Source organism: Mesorhizobium sp. CA15 (genome assembly GCF_020165215.1).
GTDB lineage: Bacteria > Pseudomonadota > Alphaproteobacteria > Rhizobiales > Rhizobiaceae > Mesorhizobium.
Genome location: NZ_JAIUHQ010000013.1, coordinates 37,568 through 52,983, shown reverse-complemented (window position 1 = coordinate 52,983; position 15,416 = coordinate 37,568). Strand labels below are relative to the sequence as shown.

Sequence of the window (15,416 nt, the reverse complement as noted above, 5' to 3'; positions counted from 1 at the left end):
GCGACTTGTGCAGAGGTCCGATCGCCGATCAGCAATTCGCTTCTCTATCTGCTGCTCGCCCAGATCGAGCAGCCGACTTTCTGTCCCGTCGCCGGGTCCCGCGCGGTCTTCGCGAACACCCGCCTCAGACCCGCCCTGTTGGATGCGACCTCCTTGCTTGCGAGGTAGGTCGGGTCGCCGACTTCCCAGTGGTAGCGCGTGTTGGCAGGCGCCTGCTTCCAAGTGAATTTCGAGCGGTAGGCCACCTGGCCTGGCGCGGTGTTGTCGAACCGGCAGTCGATGGTCGCCGGCATCATTCCCTTGGCGCTCATCGCGCTGACGACCTTGTCAGCGTCGGCGGTCGTCAGCCATTGGTCTGTGCTGCTCGTCTGGTATGCGTCTATTCCGCTCGGCTGGTGCGTCATGCATCCTGCAAGCACCATCAGGACTGCCATTGCGGCACCTGTCTTGCCTGCTCGCTTGCTGTCTAGCCGGTCAATGCCCATGCCCGTCTCCTCCCTGAAGAGAGTGGAAAGTTCCGGGCAAGAAGATGGTCCGCGCGCGTCGCTTCGTATATTAGGCGCTTCACACGCCTGGCTTGTCGGAGCCTCGATCTTCGGCGAATTGCGGGGCGGCGGCTGGTCTTGTGACCGCCCGGCCACAGCAGTTAGCCGCGTCAGCTATTAACGGCTCCAATCCCTAAAATTAACCTTTTGTTAACCATTAGCCCGGCACCCTTTAACCATTGAGTAAGGATTCGCCGGACGTGACCTTCGCCGCCCCTTTGCACAACAAATCGATCCGCTTTCGCGCCCGTTCTTTCGTCGCTTTCACGCTGACGCCGGAAGCGCCGATCGCCGACTGGCTGGAGGGGTTGGATCACTGGATCGCCAATTCGCCCGGCTATTTCAACGGCCGCCCGGTGGTGCTGGATTTGAACACCTTGCAGCCGGGGCCGGAGGAGATCGCAGCACTTGTCGGCGTGCTCGGCTCGCGCGGCATCCGCGTTTATGCCATCGAGCTCGAAGGCGCCGAGCTCGGGTCTGAATTGCCGCCGCTCTTGGCCGCCGCCAAGGAGGCGACCGCCGAGGGGCTGCTTGGCCGGGCCGCGCGCAAGGCGCGGGCGGAAGAGCTGGAAATGGCCGTCGCCGGGGAGCGGGCCGAGGTGACCCGGGAAACGATCCATGCGGCGGCGCCTGCCGAGGTTCTGCAGGCGACCGGTGATGAGCCGGTGGATCCCGAACTGGCAAGGCTGGAAGCGGTCAGGATCGAGCCGGCCCAGGCCGAACCGGAAAGGCCAGGGCAGGGCGCCGTGCCGGCGCCTGCCGCCGGCACGCTGATGATCAAGGCGCCGATCCGCTCCGGGCAGTCGGTCTTCCATCCGCATGGCGACGTGATCGTGCTGGGCTCGGTTGCGTCCGGCTCGGAAATCGTCGCCGGCGGTTCGATCCATGTCTATGGCACGCTGCGCGGTCGGGCGATCGCCGGCTCGGAAGGCAATATTTCGGCCCGCATTTTCTGCCGCAAAAACGAGGCCGAGCTGCTCGCCGTCGACGGCTGGTACACCACGGCCGAGGAGATGGAAGGCACCTCGCGCGGCAAGGCCGTGCAGGCCTTCCTCGACAATGATGCGTTGTGCGTGGTGCCGCTCGGCTGAGTTCTTGGCCGCAAGCTTCGGACCGGTTTCGCGTGCGAAGATTGTCGGTGCATGTCGCCCCAAGTGCAGCGGTCTTGGGAGAACGATGTGCACCAAAAGCGAAAGATCCCGCCGTGCCTGGCACGGCCAGAGAATAAAAACCGCCAATGGAGGCTGGATATATGGGCAAGGTAGTCGTGGTCACATCGGGCAAGGGGGGCGTCGGCAAGACAACCTCGACGGCCGCGCTCGGCGCCGCCGTGGCCAGGACAGGCAAGAAGGTGGCGCTGGTCGATTTCGACGTCGGCCTGAGAAACCTCGACCTCATCATGGGCGCCGAGCGCCGCGTGGTGTTCGACCTCGTCAACGTTATCCAGGGCACGGCGAAGCTTTCGCAGGCGCTGATCCGCGACAAGCGGCTGGAGACTCTCTACCTGCTGCCCGCCTCGCAGACGCGCGACAAGGACGCGCTGACCGAAGAGGGCGTGGCGGAAGTCATCGCCCGGCTGCGATCGGTGTTCGACTATGTTTTCTGCGACAGCCCGGCCGGCATCGAGCGCGGCGCCCAGCTCGCCATGCGCTTCGCCGACGAGGCGGTCATCGTCACCAATCCGGAAGTCTCGTCGGTGCGCGACTCCGACCGCATCATCGGCCTGCTCGACGCTCGCACCATGAAGGCCGAGCAGGGCGAGCTGGTGCAAAAACACGTGCTGGTCACGCGCTATGACGCGGCGCGCGCCGCGCGCGGCGAGATGCTGTCGATCGACGACGTGCTGGAGATCCTCTCGACGCCGCTGCTCGGCATCATCCCGGAAAGCCAGGATGTGCTGCGGGCCTCTAATCTCGGTTCGCCCGTCACGCTCTCGGAACCGCTCAATGGTGCCGCAAAGGCTTACCTCGAAGCGGCAAGACGCCTGGAAGGCGAGGACCTGCCGGTGGTCGTCCCCTTCGAACGCAAGGGCTTCCTCGACCGGCTTCTCGGAAGGAGGGCCGCATGAGCATCCTCGATCTCTTCAAGCGGCGCACCAGCGCGCCGGTGGCGCGCGAGCGGCTGCAGCTGCTGCTCGCCTATGAGCGCCAGAGCCGCGGCCAGCCGGATCTCGTCTCCATCCTGCGCGAGGAGATCATGGCGGTCATCGCCAAGCATGTCCAGATCGACCAGGACTACCTCCAGGTCTCGATGGACCGCGGCGCAACCATGTCGACGCTGGAGATCGACATCCAGATCCCCAACAAGAGTGCCGCGCCGCTCGCCATGGCGGGATAACGCCGGCGCATTTCTCTCCCTCGCCAAAGGCGGGGGAGAGGTGGCCGCGCAGCGGCCGAGTGGGGCCTGCGCTTACGCTTCGTCATCCTCGGCTTGACCCCAGGATTCACGGCGTTACCTTCGCGCGGCGGTCCAGAATTCCGTACGCGTTGCAACGCGTTAGCGCCATGGCATGACCCTGCGCGCGTCGCTTCGCTCCTTGCTCCGCGCCAGGATGACGAAGGCGTAAACCTCACTCTCTTGTCCCACCATCCGCCCCGTACTGCCTCACGACAGCGCGGTGCCCGCGCCCTATCTCCATTCCCGAACCAGGGATGGAGCCAGGATTGACCTCGACGCAGACCGCGAAGCCGGAAACCCATGTCGGCGCAATGCCCGTTCTGGGGCTGCTCGGCGCCATCCTGTCCGTTCAGGTCGGCGCCGCCTTTGCCAAGGGGCTGTTCCCGGTGCTGGGCTCGGAAGGCACGACCATGCTGAGGCTCGCCATCGGCGCGCTGATGCTGGCTGCGGTGCTGAGGCCCTGGAAGGTGCTGCCCTCGCGGAAAACCCTGCCTTGGCTCGCCGCCTACGGCATCACGGTCTGTGCCATGAACATGCTGTTCTACGCAGCGCTCCAGCGCATTCCGCTCGGCATCTGCGTGGCGCTCGAATTCACCGGGCCGCTGTTCGTCGCTATGCTCGGCTCCCGGCGCCTGCTCGACCTCGTCTGGGTGGCGCTGGCGATAACCGGCATCGTGCTGCTCTCGCCCTTTGCCGATGCCAGAAGCGGGCTCGATCCGCTGGGGGTGGTGCTGGCGCTCGCAGCGGGCGCCTGCTGGGGGCTCTACATCATCTTCGCGCAGAAGGCCGGCGCCGAGCTCGGCGTGCGCACCTCCGCCTATGGCATGGCGATCGCCGCTGTGCTGGCGCTGCCTTTCGGCTTCAGCGCAGCTCAACCCTATCTCGCCGACCCGCACATCATGGCGGGCGCGGCCGTGGTCGGCCTGTTCTCCAGCGCGCTGCCCTTCTATCTGGAAATGCTGGTGCTGGCGCGCATGCCGGCCAAGGTCTACGGCATGCTGGTTTGCCTGGAGCCGGCGGGCGGCGCGCTGACCGGCTTCCTGTTTCTGCACGAGAAGCTCAACCTATTGCAATGCGCGGGCGTCGCTGCCGTCATTGCTGCCGCCTTCGGCACGGCGGTCGCGGCGCGGCGGCCGGTGCCTTTGCCGGCCTGAATCCATCTTTCGGACCGGGGCAATCCCGGAAAATGCGCGAAACGGCAGGCTCGGCGCCTCGCAGCGGTAATCTATCCTGAGCTGCTTCGAAACAAGGACGTGCGATGGTTTGCCATTTCCGTGAAACGGTGAACCGCTTCGGCACCCGCAGCTCGGTAAGGGATTGGTTGGCTTTGGAAAAACACCCCGTGGCGGCAACATCCGACCGCATCCGGTGGTTGAAATAAGACCTAAGTCCTATAACAAAATTGCAATAGGTCCGAATGGACAAGACATGGGTCGTGGGCCACTTCCTTATGCACTGCTGATTGGGGATGCTTATGCTGCGATATTGCCGGTGGGGTAGTTCGGCCGACGGGCTGAAGGGCTGGCATGGGGAGAACCGAATGCGCACATCGCGCGGGGGCTGCAGGCTAGTCTTGCCAGCGCTGGCTGCGTTGGCGCTTGTCGTCGCGCCTGTCAGTCTCTCCGTCGATGGTCTCGTCGTGACCAAGGCCTATGCCGACAAAGGCGGCGGTGGTCATGGCGGCAGCGGTGGTGGAAACGGAAGCGGCGGCGGCAACAGCGGGAACGGTGGCGGAAATAGCGGCGGCAACAGTGGAAACGGCAATAGCGGCGGCAACAACGGAAACAGCAATAGCGGCAGCAACAACGGCAAGAGCAATAACGGCGCGAGCAGCAGCGCGGCAGGCACCGCGGATGTCGATAGTCATGTGAACGCCGTTACCGGCGACAAGGTCGAGGCCACCAGCAGCAGCATCCAGGTCACGCACCGCAATGGAATGAAGGAGACAATCGAGAACGGCCGGTTCAGGATGGAAGACAAGTACGGACGCACCATCGTCGACCGCAGGGCCACCATGGCCGATCTCAATCGCCTGAAGAATTTGTGAGACAGAGTTTGTGGGAGTGAGGTTTTATCCGGATTAGATCTTAAGGGACCGAAGGTCAGCGCTGCAAAATCAGGTTGCCACCTTTTGCTTCGTCTCTGCGGTCCTGATCGTCTTGCGATGGAACTTGGCTACTCACCTTGCCCCCGCCTTCGTGCGGGGGTAATTTTTTGCGCCGGGAAAGCCTGTCCGTTGCGACATTGGTCAGCTATGGCGCCGGAAATGGTCCGACGGGTGGGGGCAAGGGTCGTGGGCCGCTTTCGTCGCCTCGCCGGAATGTGAATTCTCGCCGGATCAACACACCGGTTCCGCCTCGTCTGTGCCGTGAGCGAGCTTCAGCCATGCGGAAGTGGGACCGGAACGAAGAGAAGATATGCGAAACCGCCCCTTCAGCAGGCTCGCCTGGCTCGCGCTGCGTGTGTTTAGCGCGCTGGCGCTGATCTTTGCGCCCTGGCACATCACCTTTGACGGCGCGCCGAGGATTGCCGCAGCCACCGCCGCCGGTAACGGCAATGGCGGCAACGGGGGGAACGGCGGTGGTGGAGGCGGCGGCAGCGGTAATTCGGGATCGGCCGGCGGTTCGAATTCCGGCTCCGCCGGCGGCTCGAATTCCGGCAATAGTGGCGACAACGGCAACAGCAACGGCCAGGGCGACAACGGGAACAGCAATGCCGGCGGCAGCAACCCCAATGCCGGGCCGGGCAACAACAGCGGCAAGGGCAACACCAATCCCGGCGGCAAGAATAGCTACACCAATGCCGCGACCGGCGACACGCTTTCGATCGACGGCGATAAGGTCACCGTCATTCATCGCAACGGTATGAAGGAGCAGGTCCAGAACGGCCGTTTCGAGATGACGGATGCGCAAGGCCGCACCATCATCGAACGGCAAGCGACGGAGGAGGACCTGTCGCGCCTGCTGAACTTGTGAGCGTTGAGAATTGAAGAACTGGGGAATTGAAGAACTGAAGAACTGAAGAGTCCTCTCTTATCCAGTTCCCCCGATTCCTCAATTCCTCAATTCCTCAATTCTTAAATTCCCCAGTACCTTAGTGCCTTTCCCTCGCCTCATGCATCAGCAGCGCCGCCTCGGTGCGGTTGCGCACGTTGAGCTTGGCGAGCACCCTGGTCATGTGATGCTTGACCGTCTTCTCCTGCAGCGACAGCCGGGCGGCTACCTCCTTGTTGCTCAGCCCTTCGGCGACCAGTTTCAGGATCTCGGCCTCGCGGCCGGTGAGCTGACTGAGCGGATCGGGCTTGCTGCCGGTGGGCTGCAAAAGGTCGGAGAGCAGCCTGGCCGAAAGGCTCGGCGATACGTAGCTCTGGCCGTTGGCGACATCGCGCAGGATCTCGGCCAGCGCCTTGGAGCCGACGCCTTTCAGTACATAGCCGCGCGCGCCGGCCTTCAGCGCCTGGGCGACATCGGCATTGGTCTCCGATACCGTGAGCATGACGATCTTCTGTTCGGGCATCGCTGAAAGGATACTGGCGAGCGCGTTGAGACCGCCGCCTGGCATGCTGATGTCGAGCAGGAGAATATCGGGCGCGCTGGCGCGCGCCAGCCTTTCGGCGTCCTCGGCGCTGGCGCCTTCGCCGACAAGCTCGAAGCCGCCGATTTCGCCGAGGCTGCGCGCCACGCCCTCGCGAAACAGGGGGTGGTCGTCCACTATTGCGATGCGGATGGATGTGCTCACGGTTGCTCCTCGACAGACAAGGCAATCACCAGTCTTGTTCCTTCCGGGCCGGACAGCGTCTCGAACTGCCCGCCTATGCTTTCGATGCGTTCCCTGAGACCCGCAAGCCCAAGGCCTTCGCTTCGGGCCGGGTCAAAGCCGGGACCGGAATCCATCACCTCGACCAAAAGCTTGCCGCCTTTCGTCGTGGCTCTGACCTGCTGGCCCTTGCCCTTGCCATGCCGGAAGGCGTTGTTCAGGCCTTCCTGCACGAAGCGATAGACGCTTATCTTTTCCGAGGTGCCGAGTTCCGGCAAGCGCTCAGGCAGGGTTAGCAACACCTTGGTGCTGGTGCGGCGCTCATGCTCGGCTACCGCCAGCCGCAAAATGTCGGCGATGGCCTGCGCCTCGATCTGCGGCAGCACCAGCCCGTTGCAGATGCCGCGTATCTCGCGCATCGCTTCGCCGAGCGTCTTGTGTATGCCGGCGATCTCGGCTTCGCGCAGCTGGCTGGACGTGGCCGGGTCGACCAGCGCCGGGCTGTCCATCCTCAGCGCGGCAAGCGCCACCAGTTGCGCCGGTCCGTCATGCAGGTCGGCGCCGATGCGCCTCAGATACCGCTCGTTGATCGCTGTGGCGCGGCGCGAGGCGCGTTGAACGCGCTGGCGCAGCGACGAGTTCTGCGCCAAGGCCGTCTGCAATTCGGAAACCTTGGCCTCGAGCGCAGCCTGCTGCGTGACGATGGTGCGGCTGCCGCGGAAAACGATGCCGGAGAGCAGGGCAAGCGCCGCGGCGGTGGCGGCCGCCACTACCAGCCATGTCCACAGCAGAGCTGAGTGGAGCGATTCCTCGAAGTCGCCGGATAATTCGTAGAATTCGCTGACCGCCACGACCTCGCCGGACCACGGCTCGCGCACCGGGTTGTAGATTTCGAGGAGCGGAACGCCCATCGACCGCTCCTTGTCGTCTTCCTCGTCCTCGAGCCTGTTGTATTTGACCATGACGTTGCCGGCGAAAGCGGCGATGAGGTTTGCGTTGGGCCTGATCTGCTTGCCGATCAGGCTGGCATCCTTGGAGTAGAGGATCGTTCCGTCGCGCCGCCACAGCTTGAACGAGACCAGCCTTTTCCCGAGCGCGCCCTGGCCCAGCGTCTCGTCCAGCGCGCGCTTGACGGTGTCGTCGAGTTCCTGGCTCTTGCGCATATCGGGCAACAAGGGTGCGATCACGCTGTCGACATAGAGCGCGGTGGTGGCGGCGGAATTGTGCAGGACCCCGTCACGGATCTGCGATGTCACCCACAGCCCGACCACGAGCATCACCGCCAGAAGGCCGATACCGCCCGCGATCACGAACTGCCAGGCCAGAGAGAGCCCGCTCCAGATTCGTGCAGGTCGTGTTAAATACCTCCCAAACATCGGCACCATTCACCCACCCGTCCGCGACAGTATAGGTGAGGGGAGGCAATTGCGACACCGACCTTGGTCCGTGCCCGTGGGGAAGGTTAATGGTAGAGCAGGTTTGGGCGCACGCCGACGGGCGGGCTTTGATTCGCAAGCAAGAAGGCTGCTTGCTCTGCCGGGCGGCAAGGCCAGCGCCATTCCTGTTGACGGAGAAGACGCGGGCCGGCTGCCACCTGAAATCGCGGGTTCTTTTGCAATGCCGCAACCACCAATCAAGCCCCGGCTCCGGACCAACGGCATATGCCCCGCGGGATAAAGCGCCACACCGCTGATGCTTTGGCCTGGCGCGGTCTCTTCATCGATCGTTGTGGATGTAGACATATAGCGGCGACCTCTCGCGGGCGGCCCGGCTTGCAACCCGTCCATATCGGCGGGCGGGCCCTCTTTCCCGACATGAACTGCGGACGTCGCGGCAAAAATTTGCCCCCAAAAGAAGTCAGGATCAAGCTGTTGATGGGTCGAACAACCGCCGCATATACAATGGGCTTCATCACGCTGTTGGCAACGCAGTATGGACGTCGGCGAAAAAAAGCAAAAAAGAAACCAGCGGTTGTCGATTTTTGAGCTCGAGGCACTGCGGGAAGCTTTCAGGCAGTCCGTTCGCGAGAATGACGTCGCGGAAGCGGAATGGGCGCAACACGCCGAGCTTTTCGTCAAAAGAGCGCTTCAAGAAGACGGCCGTCTTACACGAGTTTGAGCGCTCGGGCGCCTGAAGCAATTCCAGGAAGGTCTGCGCGGTTTTCAGCCTTGGAATTGCGGCACCGCGGCTTCCAACCGGTCGGACCATTGCGCCGGCGCGTAGGACCTCAGCAACAATTGCGGGCGCAGCGGGAAACCGACACTCTATCCCTGCGCCGGCTCCCCCCAAGGAAACCCAAAGGTCGGCGCTTCAGCCCGGCTTGCCAGTCAAAGAGCCGTACTCTTTTACCGCCAAGGCAAGCCGGGCTACCCCAACCGCCGGTCCGGCACTTTCCGCTCGTTTGTCGCATCGGTAGCAGCGTTGCGCGGTGCCGCCAGCCTGGCCCCACGGGTCATTGCAATGCGCAGAGGGTCATCCGCTTTCGCGGAACGAAAAGGGGAGTCGGCGCGTTTTCCGCCGCGATGTCGAGGACTCCTCACCATCACAAGGCCGAAAGCCCTTTTCAGGCTTCCGAGGCGGAGCGCCTGGCGCGTGCGCAAAAGAATGCCAGGCTGAAGGATCTTCGCACCCACGCTTCATGGCTCGTGCTCGATCCGCAGGCTCACTTCCAGGAGGTGATCGACTGTTCGGCATTGCTCGGCGACCTGCCGATCCGAAAGGTCGCCGGCGACGGTTAGGAATTCCGTGCCTTTCAGGCTTCAGGCGGGCTGTAGCCGGGCGGCGTCCTGTCGGGATATCTCGATCAGTCGCGCGATCGCCAATGGCGCCATCAGCGCAAAGAACGCCGTGACATCGAGGAGGATCGACCGCGCCAGATCGAACCCGCTGTGGTCGTAGCAAACTGCGAATTGCATCACGCCTGGCCCTTTTTGACCTGCACACTGCGCATGTGGCTTCGCGCGCGCCAAAAGCATGAGCCTGATTTACAACAAATACAAGATGTCGCTAATCTAAAGATGGCCGCGACAGGCCGATGCAATCGAGGCCGTCTGGTCGGGCCCCAAGCATTCAGGCCGGCTTTGGCCAGAACAGCCAAGTGAGCGCCAGCGCCGCCAGTACCCAGAGCGCGATCATGAAGGCGAGCCCGGCCTTGCTCACCGGCTTCTCGCGTCGCACCGCCTCTTCGCGGAATTCCTGCATCAAATCGGCCGAGACCAGCTTGACCGCGAGCATGATGCCGACAGGTACGATCACCAAGTCGTCCAGGTAGCCGATGATGGGGATGAAGTCCGGGATAAGGTCGACGGGGCTCAGCGCATAGGCCGCAACCGCACCCGCGGTGGCTTTTGCATACCAGGGGACACGCGGATCGCGGGCCGCAATCCACAGCGCCACCACATCGCGCTTGATCCCTCGCGCCCATTGCTTTGCCGAGTCGATAGCCGACATGCGCCTATTCTATAGCTGTGCGGGTCTTGAGGCCATTCAGCGATGGCCGGCTCGGCCCCTCAGGCGCAATCCTTGAGTTCGACAACCTCTACGCCGAGGCGGAAGGCCTGGCCATCGGCATAGGAGCGCGCATATTGCTCGGCTTCGAATGGAAAGATGAGCGTTGTGCCGTAGGCGGTGACGCGCACCGTCCACTTCTGGCCCCTGACGAGTTCAACGCCGTGAAGCTTCGCCGTAACCATCTCACCCTCCTCAGATCCGGCACTTCAGCGACATCCGCATAACGTCGCGAAAGTCATTTGAATACAAATAATCCGACTCAATCGTGTCGTTACGGTGTCGCTTCCGACATTGGGTCGTTTGCGTCCGTGAAATGGTTCACCGACAGCAGCGCTTTTTTGCCGGCGGGCCGCGACCGGGCGGCATGGCCCTGCTCGGAACCGCGAAGGCCTCAGGCGGATTAGAGTCCTGGTTCACAAGGAGACCCGCCATGATCCGCAAGCTGAAATCTGGTGAATACCGGCTCTATTCGCGCAAAGTCGATCCCAGAACCGGCAAGCGCCGCAACCTGGGCACCTTCAAGTCCCGCGAAGCGGCAGAAAAGCACGAACGCGAGGTGCAGTATTTCAAGCGTCACTAAGGCAGTCCACCGCTTCACGGCGAGGAGGATCGCGCCGCAGCCATCGGTTTTACCCGTGTGGTCTCGGCGGGGTGCGCGGGCGAGGGTGGCCGGGCACGTTCGAGCCGATATGGTCGAGGTCGCAACGCCTCGTCACCATTTCGACCGAGTTGGTGTCGATCGTCACGCGTCCCAGCACCTGCACGGTCGTGCGTCCGAGATCCTCGTCGACATGCACGACGTCGCCTTCGAGTCTAAGCTTGTCGCCTGGCTTGGCATTGGGCTCGGCCATCGAATAATTATGACCATCGCCGTCGAGCTTCAGCATCACGCGGTCCTTGATGCGCTCGATCACGGTGGCGATGACAGCCACCCGGTCGCCTATCTCCACTGCGGGCCGTGTCATTGCGGCCTCCTTTCGCGCGGTCTCTGGCCGCCAGAGCCGCCTGGCCCCACGGTAGGTGGCGGCAGCCGCTAAAATAAACGGCAAACCAAGCATTTGGTTGCCCCGGGGGGCTGCCGCTCGCCGCAGCCGGTTGATCACATGAAATCGGGATTTCGCGGCAGAGACTGCCCCGCGGGCCGAGGACCTGCTGCGTCGGCGAGCATCTGCTAGCGGGCACGTTCGGCTGGGCGGCGAGTCCAGCCCTGCCGCGGGCTAGCCTCGAGAGTTCGAGGCGTATTGGCAATATCCTACCCAGGGGGATAGGATGTTTGCCATGACGATACACAGCTCCCATCCCGATATCATCGCCCGGCTCAAGCGAGCGCATGGCCATCTCGCCGCCGTGCTCACCATGTTCGAGCAGGGTCGGTCCTGTCTTGACCTCGCGCAACAGCTCCACGCCGTCGAAAGCGCGGTCGGCAATGCCAAGCGCGAGCTGATCCACGACCATATGGAGCATTGCCTTGTCGAAGGCGGCGAACCGACCAGGGACACGCTCAAAGAGCTGAAGCAGCTCACCAAATATCTATGAGGCGGCGATGTGGGAAAAAGCGCTCGACTGGTTCGGCTTCGGTGCGCACGGACATCATGGCGGCCACGGCCACGACCACCATGGGCCGCATGGCCATACTCATGGCGTGATCGACGGGACTATCGCCACCACAGACCGCGGCATCTGGGCGATCAAGTGGTCGTTCGTGATCCTCGCGGTCACGGCCGCGCTGCAGATCGTCGTCGTGATGCTCTCGGGCAGCGTGGCCCTGCTTGCCGACACCATCCACAACGTCGCCGACGCGACCACCGCCATCCCGCTTTGGATCGCTTTTGTGCTCGTGCGCCGCAAACCGACCAGGACCTTCACCTACGGCCTCGGCCGGGTCGAGGATCTCGCTGGCATCATCATCGTGCTCATCATCCTGGCCAGCGCGCTGGTGGCCGGATACGAGGCGATCAATCGCCTGTTCAACCCGCAGCCGGTGCATTTCCTTGGCTGGTTGGCCGTCGCCGGCATCATCGGTTTCCTCGGCAATGAAGCGGTGGCGGTTTTTCGCATCCGCGTCGGTCGCCAGATCAACAGCGCGGCGCTGGTTGCCGACGGCTATCACGCCCGCACCGACGGCCTCACCAGCCTTGCCGTCGTTGCCGGCGCGGCCGGCGTCTGGCTCGGCCTTCCGCTCGCCGATCCGATCATCGGCCTGCTCATCACCGTCACCATTTTCGCTATCGTCTGGCAATCGGCGCGCTCGGTGCTGACCCGCATGCTGGACGGCGTCGAGCCCGGCCTCGTTGACCAGATTCACCATGCTGCCGACCATGTCGCCGGGATCGAAAAGGTAGCCGACGTCAAGGCCCGTTGGCTCGGCCACAAGCTGCATGTCGACGTTACGATCGCGGTCAATGACGGCCTGTTGCTTGCCGCCGCGAACAACATCGCCGCATCGCTCAAGGCCGAGCTCTTCGCGCACATCCCGGCGCTCGACGTCGCCACGGTGCACTTTGCCGAGTTGGAGACGGAGGCCGGCCACCATCATGCGCCGGATCCGTTCCTTGTCGACGGCAAGCTAGCCAGCGGGCTGCTCGAAATCGTCGACACGCCGCAGGGCGAGCGCATGCGGCTGCGCCTGTCGCGTCACGCCGAGGGCCTGCGGGCGAACGTCGCTATTGAAAGGGCGGACGGTGCGGTCGAAAGCCTGCCGCTGTCTCCGGTCGGCGGCGACCATCATTATCTGCAGAGCCTGGTCGCGCCGACCGAACCGCATGAATTCAGCGCCAGGCTGCAACTGGCGGCCGGTCCCGACACCGAGGATCTGCCCTTCGCCATGGCCGAACCGAAAGGCCACCATCACGAGCGCGCGCATGGATGATGTGACGGCGAAGGCTTCGGAAAGGGCATGGCTGGTGGTGGGGATTCGATAAGCCGGATAAAAGACGATCATTGCCCGAGCTCAACGCGATCGGCCAGGCGACGCCGAAGGGACAGCGGATGGCTGCTATTGTACTCTTTCACTCGGCGCTCGGCCTTCGGGCGGTGGAGCATCAAGCTGCTGAGCGCATGCGAAGCGCGGGGTACGATGTTGTGGTGCCGGACCTCTACGCAGGGCTGACTGCGGCATCGGTCGACGACGGGCTTGACTTGATGAGCAATGTTGGGTGGGAAACCATCTGCGACCGCGCCAGGGTGGCGCTCCTCCAGACTTCTCCAGACGCGGTGCTCGCTGGCCATTCCATGGGAGCTGGCGTGATCAGTGCCGTTTGGTCAGAACGAGTCGCTGCCGCCGGCATTGTGCTGCTGCATGGCCTTGCTGATATTCCCAGCAATGTTCGCCGACACATCCCGGTCGCGGTCCACGTCGCCGACCCAGATGCATTTGCTCAGCCGGAACAAGTTGCCGACTGGTCGGCGTCGGCGAAGCGCTGCCACGTCAGGGCAGAAATTTTCACCTATCCGGGGATCGGCCATTTCTACACCGATCAAGCGCTGCCGGATTACGATGCGTCCGCAGCCGAGCTGACATGGTTGCGCGTTCAGGCTTTCCTGAAAACGATCACACGCAAGACCGGGAGCGGTTCGGTGATTCCGTGAAACGCTGAACCGTTCTAAGCAGCGCCGGCTCGCGGAGCGGGTGAACGGAAAATCGACCATGCGGCGGCGCCGAGCGCCGCCACCATAGCGAGGATCACCGCAAGGCTCGGCAAGTGGAAGAAGATGTCGCGCCAGCGTGGCTCGACGACCGCGCCGGTGCTGAAGGCCTCGCCGCTGTACTGGCACAGGATCCACGACGCGCCGCTACGCACCATCTCGGCATCGATGTCCGAGATCAGCGTCTTCGCCTCGCGCCCGGCCGCGGGCATCATCGCCATATGGGCGAGCAGCGCCTTGGCGGTGGCGAGATAGGCGTGGCTGCATTCGTTGAACGGGCTTTCCTCGTCGCCGAGGCTGCCCGGCATCAGGCCCCAGAGGCAATAAGTGAATTGCAGATTGCCGTGATTGTAGAGCCGCCGGAAGGTCGGGTCGGTCGCGGTCTGGCGCTGGGCGAGGTCGAGGATCTCGCCGCGATAGCGCGCGATGACGGCCATCTGGCCGTGGGTCAGGCTGGGGATCTGGATGCCGGGAGGAGGCTGGGCCGAGGATCCGCCATGCGCCTGCGCGGATGTGGCGGCCAGAAATGCGAGCAGCGCCGCAACCGAGCAATTCCAGGAAAAGTGTGCGGCGGTTTTCCGTCCGGAATTGCGAGAAAAGGAAAGACCAAAGTGGCTCTGCGGTCGTACCGACCGTTGAGCCGCTTTGGCCGCCAGGGCGCAGAACCGTGGCGGCCAACGCATCGGATTTCAGGCGTAGCGGCGTGCCGGGCTGCGCTGGTCGCGCACCGCGACCACGCGTTCGGCAACCGCGCCGAAGCCGAGCCCGACGACGGTCCACAGCACCAGCTGGATGCCGAGCGAGGCGACGCGGAATTGCCACAGCACGGTCGCCGAGAAGTTCTCCGGCACTTCGTTGATGTCGGGCAGCGCCGCCTTCACCAGCGCGAAGACGACGAGGAAGGCGAGGCCCGCGACGATCGAGGCGTTCCAGGCGCCGAGCCGGTTCCACAGCCGCTGCGCCAGGCCGACCGCCGCCACCATCGCCGCGATCGAGACGACAATCATGATGAAGAACAGCTCGGTGCGGTAGCCGATCGTTTCGGCATTGCCGACTGCGGGCGGGCTGGCCGGGTATTTGAGGCCGGGGACCACGATCACGGCCAGGAAGCCGAGTGCCGCGATCAGCGCCGAGGTGCCGCGCGGACCGAGCGAGCCCAGACGGCCATGGGCATAGGCGAAGACCAGCGAGAACAGCCCGCCAAGCGCGGCGCCATAGACCAGCACGCCGGTTGCCAGGCCGATGCCGGCTTGCGTGGCGCGGCTGACCATCTCGGGCTCCGGCGCCTCGCCGGCGGCCGGGGCCTGCTGTTCCTCGAAGGCGATCGCCTTGTCGACCTGCGGCTCGCCATAGACGCGGGCGAAGGCGAACGCCAGAATCCCGGCGACCAGCCCGACAAGCATGCCGCGCAGCAAAAGTTTTCCAACCATGTCACCAATCCCTCCAAGCAATTCCAGGAAAAGTGCGTAGCGGTTTTCCGTCCGGAATTGCGTTAAGCCAACCAAGCAATTCCAGGAAAAGTGCGCAGCGGTTTTCCGTCCGGAATTGCGTTGGATCAGAATC

The 15,416-nt window shown here is 63.7% G+C and carries 21 protein-coding genes; 11 read left to right on the top strand and 10 right to left on the bottom strand.

The window, feature by feature from the left end:
• Positions 1 to 44 precede the first annotated feature (44 nt).
• A complete protein-coding gene (locus LB515_RS20015; protein ID WP_224708729.1) occupies positions 45 to 485 on the bottom strand; it encodes a hypothetical protein in 441 nt (146 codons plus the stop codon).
• A gap of 260 nt (positions 486 to 745) precedes the next feature.
• Between LB515_RS20015 and minC the strand changes: the two genes are divergently transcribed.
• The 6 genes from minC (at position 746) to LB515_RS19985 (ending at position 5,917) form a co-directional block, all read left to right on the top strand.
• Positions 746 to 1,636 carry a septum site-determining protein MinC gene (minC, locus tag LB515_RS20010; protein ID WP_224708728.1) on the top strand — a complete coding sequence of 297 codons (891 nt, stop codon included), beginning with the start codon at positions 746 to 748 and terminating at the stop codon, positions 1,634 to 1,636.
• Between the two features lie 161 nt (positions 1,637 to 1,797).
• A complete protein-coding gene (gene minD, locus LB515_RS20005) occupies positions 1,798 to 2,613 on the top strand; it encodes a septum site-determining protein MinD (protein WP_095770099.1) in 816 nt (271 codons plus the stop codon).
• Positions 2,610 to 2,882 (top strand): cell division topological specificity factor MinE, encoded by a 273-nt coding sequence (gene minE / locus LB515_RS20000; RefSeq protein ID WP_042638296.1) that lies wholly within the window; start codon positions 2,610 to 2,612, stop codon positions 2,880 to 2,882. The genes minD and minE overlap by 4 nt, the downstream gene beginning before the upstream one ends.
• 326 nt (positions 2,883 to 3,208) lie before the next feature.
• On the top strand, positions 3,209 to 4,096 hold the full coding sequence (locus LB515_RS19995) for an EamA family transporter (RefSeq protein ID WP_224708727.1): 888 nt from the start codon (positions 3,209 to 3,211) through the stop codon (positions 4,094 to 4,096).
• Positions 4,097 to 4,482: 386 nt separating this feature from the next.
• On the top strand, positions 4,483 to 4,989 hold the full coding sequence (locus LB515_RS19990; RefSeq protein WP_095770097.1) for a hypothetical protein: 507 nt from the start codon (positions 4,483 to 4,485) through the stop codon (positions 4,987 to 4,989).
• A gap of 370 nt (positions 4,990 to 5,359) precedes the next feature.
• Positions 5,360 to 5,917: a hypothetical protein gene (locus LB515_RS19985; RefSeq protein WP_224524747.1), complete on the top strand. Its 558-nt coding sequence runs from the start codon at positions 5,360 to 5,362 to the stop codon at positions 5,915 to 5,917.
• Positions 5,918 to 6,035: 118 nt separating this feature from the next.
• Here LB515_RS19985 and LB515_RS19980 read toward each other — a convergent pair whose 3' ends face one another.
• The 3 genes from LB515_RS19980 to LB515_RS19970 form a co-directional block, all read right to left on the bottom strand.
• Positions 6,036 to 6,680 (bottom strand): response regulator, encoded by a 645-nt coding sequence (locus LB515_RS19980; RefSeq protein ID WP_224524745.1) that lies wholly within the window; start codon positions 6,678 to 6,680, stop codon positions 6,036 to 6,038.
• On the bottom strand, positions 6,677 to 8,074 hold the full coding sequence (locus LB515_RS19975; protein ID WP_224607395.1) for a sensor histidine kinase: 1,398 nt from the start codon (positions 8,072 to 8,074) through the stop codon (positions 6,677 to 6,679). Before LB515_RS19975 ends, LB515_RS19980 begins: the two co-directional genes overlap by 4 nt.
• Positions 8,075 to 8,609: 535 nt before the next feature.
• Complete coding sequence (locus LB515_RS19970; RefSeq protein WP_224633253.1) at positions 8,610 to 8,906, bottom strand: hypothetical protein; 297 nt, start codon at positions 8,904 to 8,906, stop codon at positions 8,610 to 8,612.
• Between the two features lie 314 nt (positions 8,907 to 9,220).
• Between LB515_RS19970 and LB515_RS19965 the strand changes: the two genes are divergently transcribed.
• Positions 9,221 to 9,436 (top strand): hypothetical protein, encoded by a 216-nt coding sequence (locus LB515_RS19965; RefSeq protein ID WP_224543958.1) that lies wholly within the window; start codon positions 9,221 to 9,223, stop codon positions 9,434 to 9,436.
• Positions 9,437 to 9,457: 21 nt separating this feature from the next.
• Here LB515_RS19965 and LB515_RS19960 read toward each other — a convergent pair whose 3' ends face one another.
• The 3 genes from LB515_RS19960 to LB515_RS19950 form a co-directional block, all read right to left on the bottom strand.
• On the bottom strand, positions 9,458 to 9,613 hold the full coding sequence (locus tag LB515_RS19960; protein ID WP_181170782.1) for a hypothetical protein: 156 nt from the start codon (positions 9,611 to 9,613) through the stop codon (positions 9,458 to 9,460).
• A gap of 154 nt (positions 9,614 to 9,767) precedes the next feature.
• Complete coding sequence (locus tag LB515_RS19955; RefSeq protein WP_224633254.1) at positions 9,768 to 10,148, bottom strand: YkvA family protein; 381 nt, start codon at positions 10,146 to 10,148, stop codon at positions 9,768 to 9,770.
• 59 nt (positions 10,149 to 10,207) lie between these two features.
• On the bottom strand, positions 10,208 to 10,390 hold the full coding sequence (locus LB515_RS19950; RefSeq protein ID WP_036258067.1) for a hypothetical protein: 183 nt from the start codon (positions 10,388 to 10,390) through the stop codon (positions 10,208 to 10,210).
• Between the two features lie 248 nt (positions 10,391 to 10,638).
• Between LB515_RS19950 and LB515_RS19945 the strand changes: the two genes are divergently transcribed.
• Positions 10,639 to 10,788 (top strand): hypothetical protein, encoded by a 150-nt coding sequence (locus LB515_RS19945; protein ID WP_095770090.1) that lies wholly within the window; start codon positions 10,639 to 10,641, stop codon positions 10,786 to 10,788.
• 49 nt (positions 10,789 to 10,837) lie between these two features.
• Here the strand turns inward: LB515_RS19945 and LB515_RS19940 are convergent, their stop codons facing one another.
• A complete protein-coding gene (locus LB515_RS19940; protein WP_224633255.1) occupies positions 10,838 to 11,173 on the bottom strand; it encodes a hypothetical protein in 336 nt (111 codons plus the stop codon).
• Between the two features lie 304 nt (positions 11,174 to 11,477).
• Here LB515_RS19940 and LB515_RS19935 point away from each other — a divergent pair, with 304 nt between their 5' ends.
• The 3 genes from LB515_RS19935 (at position 11,478) to LB515_RS19925 (ending at position 13,796) form a co-directional block, all read left to right on the top strand.
• Positions 11,478 to 11,744, top strand: coding sequence for a metal-sensing transcriptional repressor (locus tag LB515_RS19935; RefSeq protein ID WP_318012314.1), 267 nt, complete (start codon positions 11,478 to 11,480; stop codon positions 11,742 to 11,744).
• A gap of 7 nt (positions 11,745 to 11,751) precedes the next feature.
• On the top strand, positions 11,752 to 13,077 hold the full coding sequence (locus LB515_RS19930; protein WP_224633256.1) for a cation diffusion facilitator family transporter: 1,326 nt from the start codon (positions 11,752 to 11,754) through the stop codon (positions 13,075 to 13,077).
• 71 nt (positions 13,078 to 13,148) lie between these two features.
• Positions 13,149 to 13,796, top strand: coding sequence for a dienelactone hydrolase family protein (locus LB515_RS19925; protein WP_224708726.1), 648 nt, complete (start codon positions 13,149 to 13,151; stop codon positions 13,794 to 13,796).
• A gap of 14 nt (positions 13,797 to 13,810) precedes the next feature.
• Here the strand turns inward: LB515_RS19925 and LB515_RS19920 are convergent, their stop codons facing one another.
• Positions 13,811 to 14,290, bottom strand: a complete 480-nt coding sequence (locus LB515_RS19920) for a hypothetical protein (protein ID WP_224633257.1) — start codon at positions 14,288 to 14,290, stop codon at positions 13,811 to 13,813.
• A 252-nt stretch (positions 14,291 to 14,542) separates the two neighbouring features.
• A complete protein-coding gene (locus tag LB515_RS19915; RefSeq protein WP_224633258.1) occupies positions 14,543 to 15,283 on the bottom strand; it encodes a CbtA family protein in 741 nt (246 codons plus the stop codon).
• Between the last annotated feature and the right edge of the window lie 133 nt (positions 15,284 to 15,416).

Bases quoted from the DNA above. Each gene is read 5' to 3' on its own strand.
- LB515_RS20015 (WP_224708729.1), bottom strand. From the start codon at position 485: ATGGGCATTGACCGGCTAGACAGCAAGCGAGCAGGCAAGACAGGTGCC.
- minD (WP_095770099.1), top strand. From the start codon at position 1,798: ATGGGCAAGGTAGTCGTGGTCACATCGGGCAAGGGGGGCGTCGGCAAG.
- minE (WP_042638296.1), top strand. From the start codon at position 2,610: ATGAGCATCCTCGATCTCTTCAAGCGGCGCACCAGCGCGCCGGTGGCG.
- LB515_RS19990 (WP_095770097.1), top strand. From the start codon at position 4,483: ATGCGCACATCGCGCGGGGGCTGCAGGCTAGTCTTGCCAGCGCTGGCT.
- LB515_RS19985 (WP_224524747.1), top strand. From the start codon at position 5,360: ATGCGAAACCGCCCCTTCAGCAGGCTCGCCTGGCTCGCGCTGCGTGTG.
- LB515_RS19975 (WP_224607395.1), bottom strand. From the start codon at position 8,074: ATGTTTGGGAGGTATTTAACACGACCTGCACGAATCTGGAGCGGGCTC.
- LB515_RS19970 (WP_224633253.1), bottom strand. From the start codon at position 8,906: ATGGTCCGACCGGTTGGAAGCCGCGGTGCCGCAATTCCAAGGCTGAAA.
- LB515_RS19965 (WP_224543958.1), top strand. From the start codon at position 9,221: ATGTCGAGGACTCCTCACCATCACAAGGCCGAAAGCCCTTTTCAGGCT.
- LB515_RS19960 (WP_181170782.1), bottom strand. From the start codon at position 9,613: ATGCAATTCGCAGTTTGCTACGACCACAGCGGGTTCGATCTGGCGCGG.
- LB515_RS19955 (WP_224633254.1), bottom strand. From the start codon at position 10,148: ATGTCGGCTATCGACTCGGCAAAGCAATGGGCGCGAGGGATCAAGCGC.
- LB515_RS19950 (WP_036258067.1), bottom strand. From the start codon at position 10,390: ATGGTTACGGCGAAGCTTCACGGCGTTGAACTCGTCAGGGGCCAGAAG.
- LB515_RS19945 (WP_095770090.1), top strand. From the start codon at position 10,639: ATGATCCGCAAGCTGAAATCTGGTGAATACCGGCTCTATTCGCGCAAA.
- LB515_RS19940 (WP_224633255.1), bottom strand. From the start codon at position 11,173: ATGACACGGCCCGCAGTGGAGATAGGCGACCGGGTGGCTGTCATCGCC.
- LB515_RS19935 (WP_318012314.1), top strand. From the start codon at position 11,478: ATGTTTGCCATGACGATACACAGCTCCCATCCCGATATCATCGCCCGG.
- LB515_RS19930 (WP_224633256.1), top strand. From the start codon at position 11,752: ATGTGGGAAAAAGCGCTCGACTGGTTCGGCTTCGGTGCGCACGGACAT.
- LB515_RS19920 (WP_224633257.1), bottom strand. From the start codon at position 14,290: ATGGCCGTCATCGCGCGCTATCGCGGCGAGATCCTCGACCTCGCCCAG.
- LB515_RS19915 (WP_224633258.1), bottom strand. From the start codon at position 15,283: ATGGTTGGAAAACTTTTGCTGCGCGGCATGCTTGTCGGGCTGGTCGCC.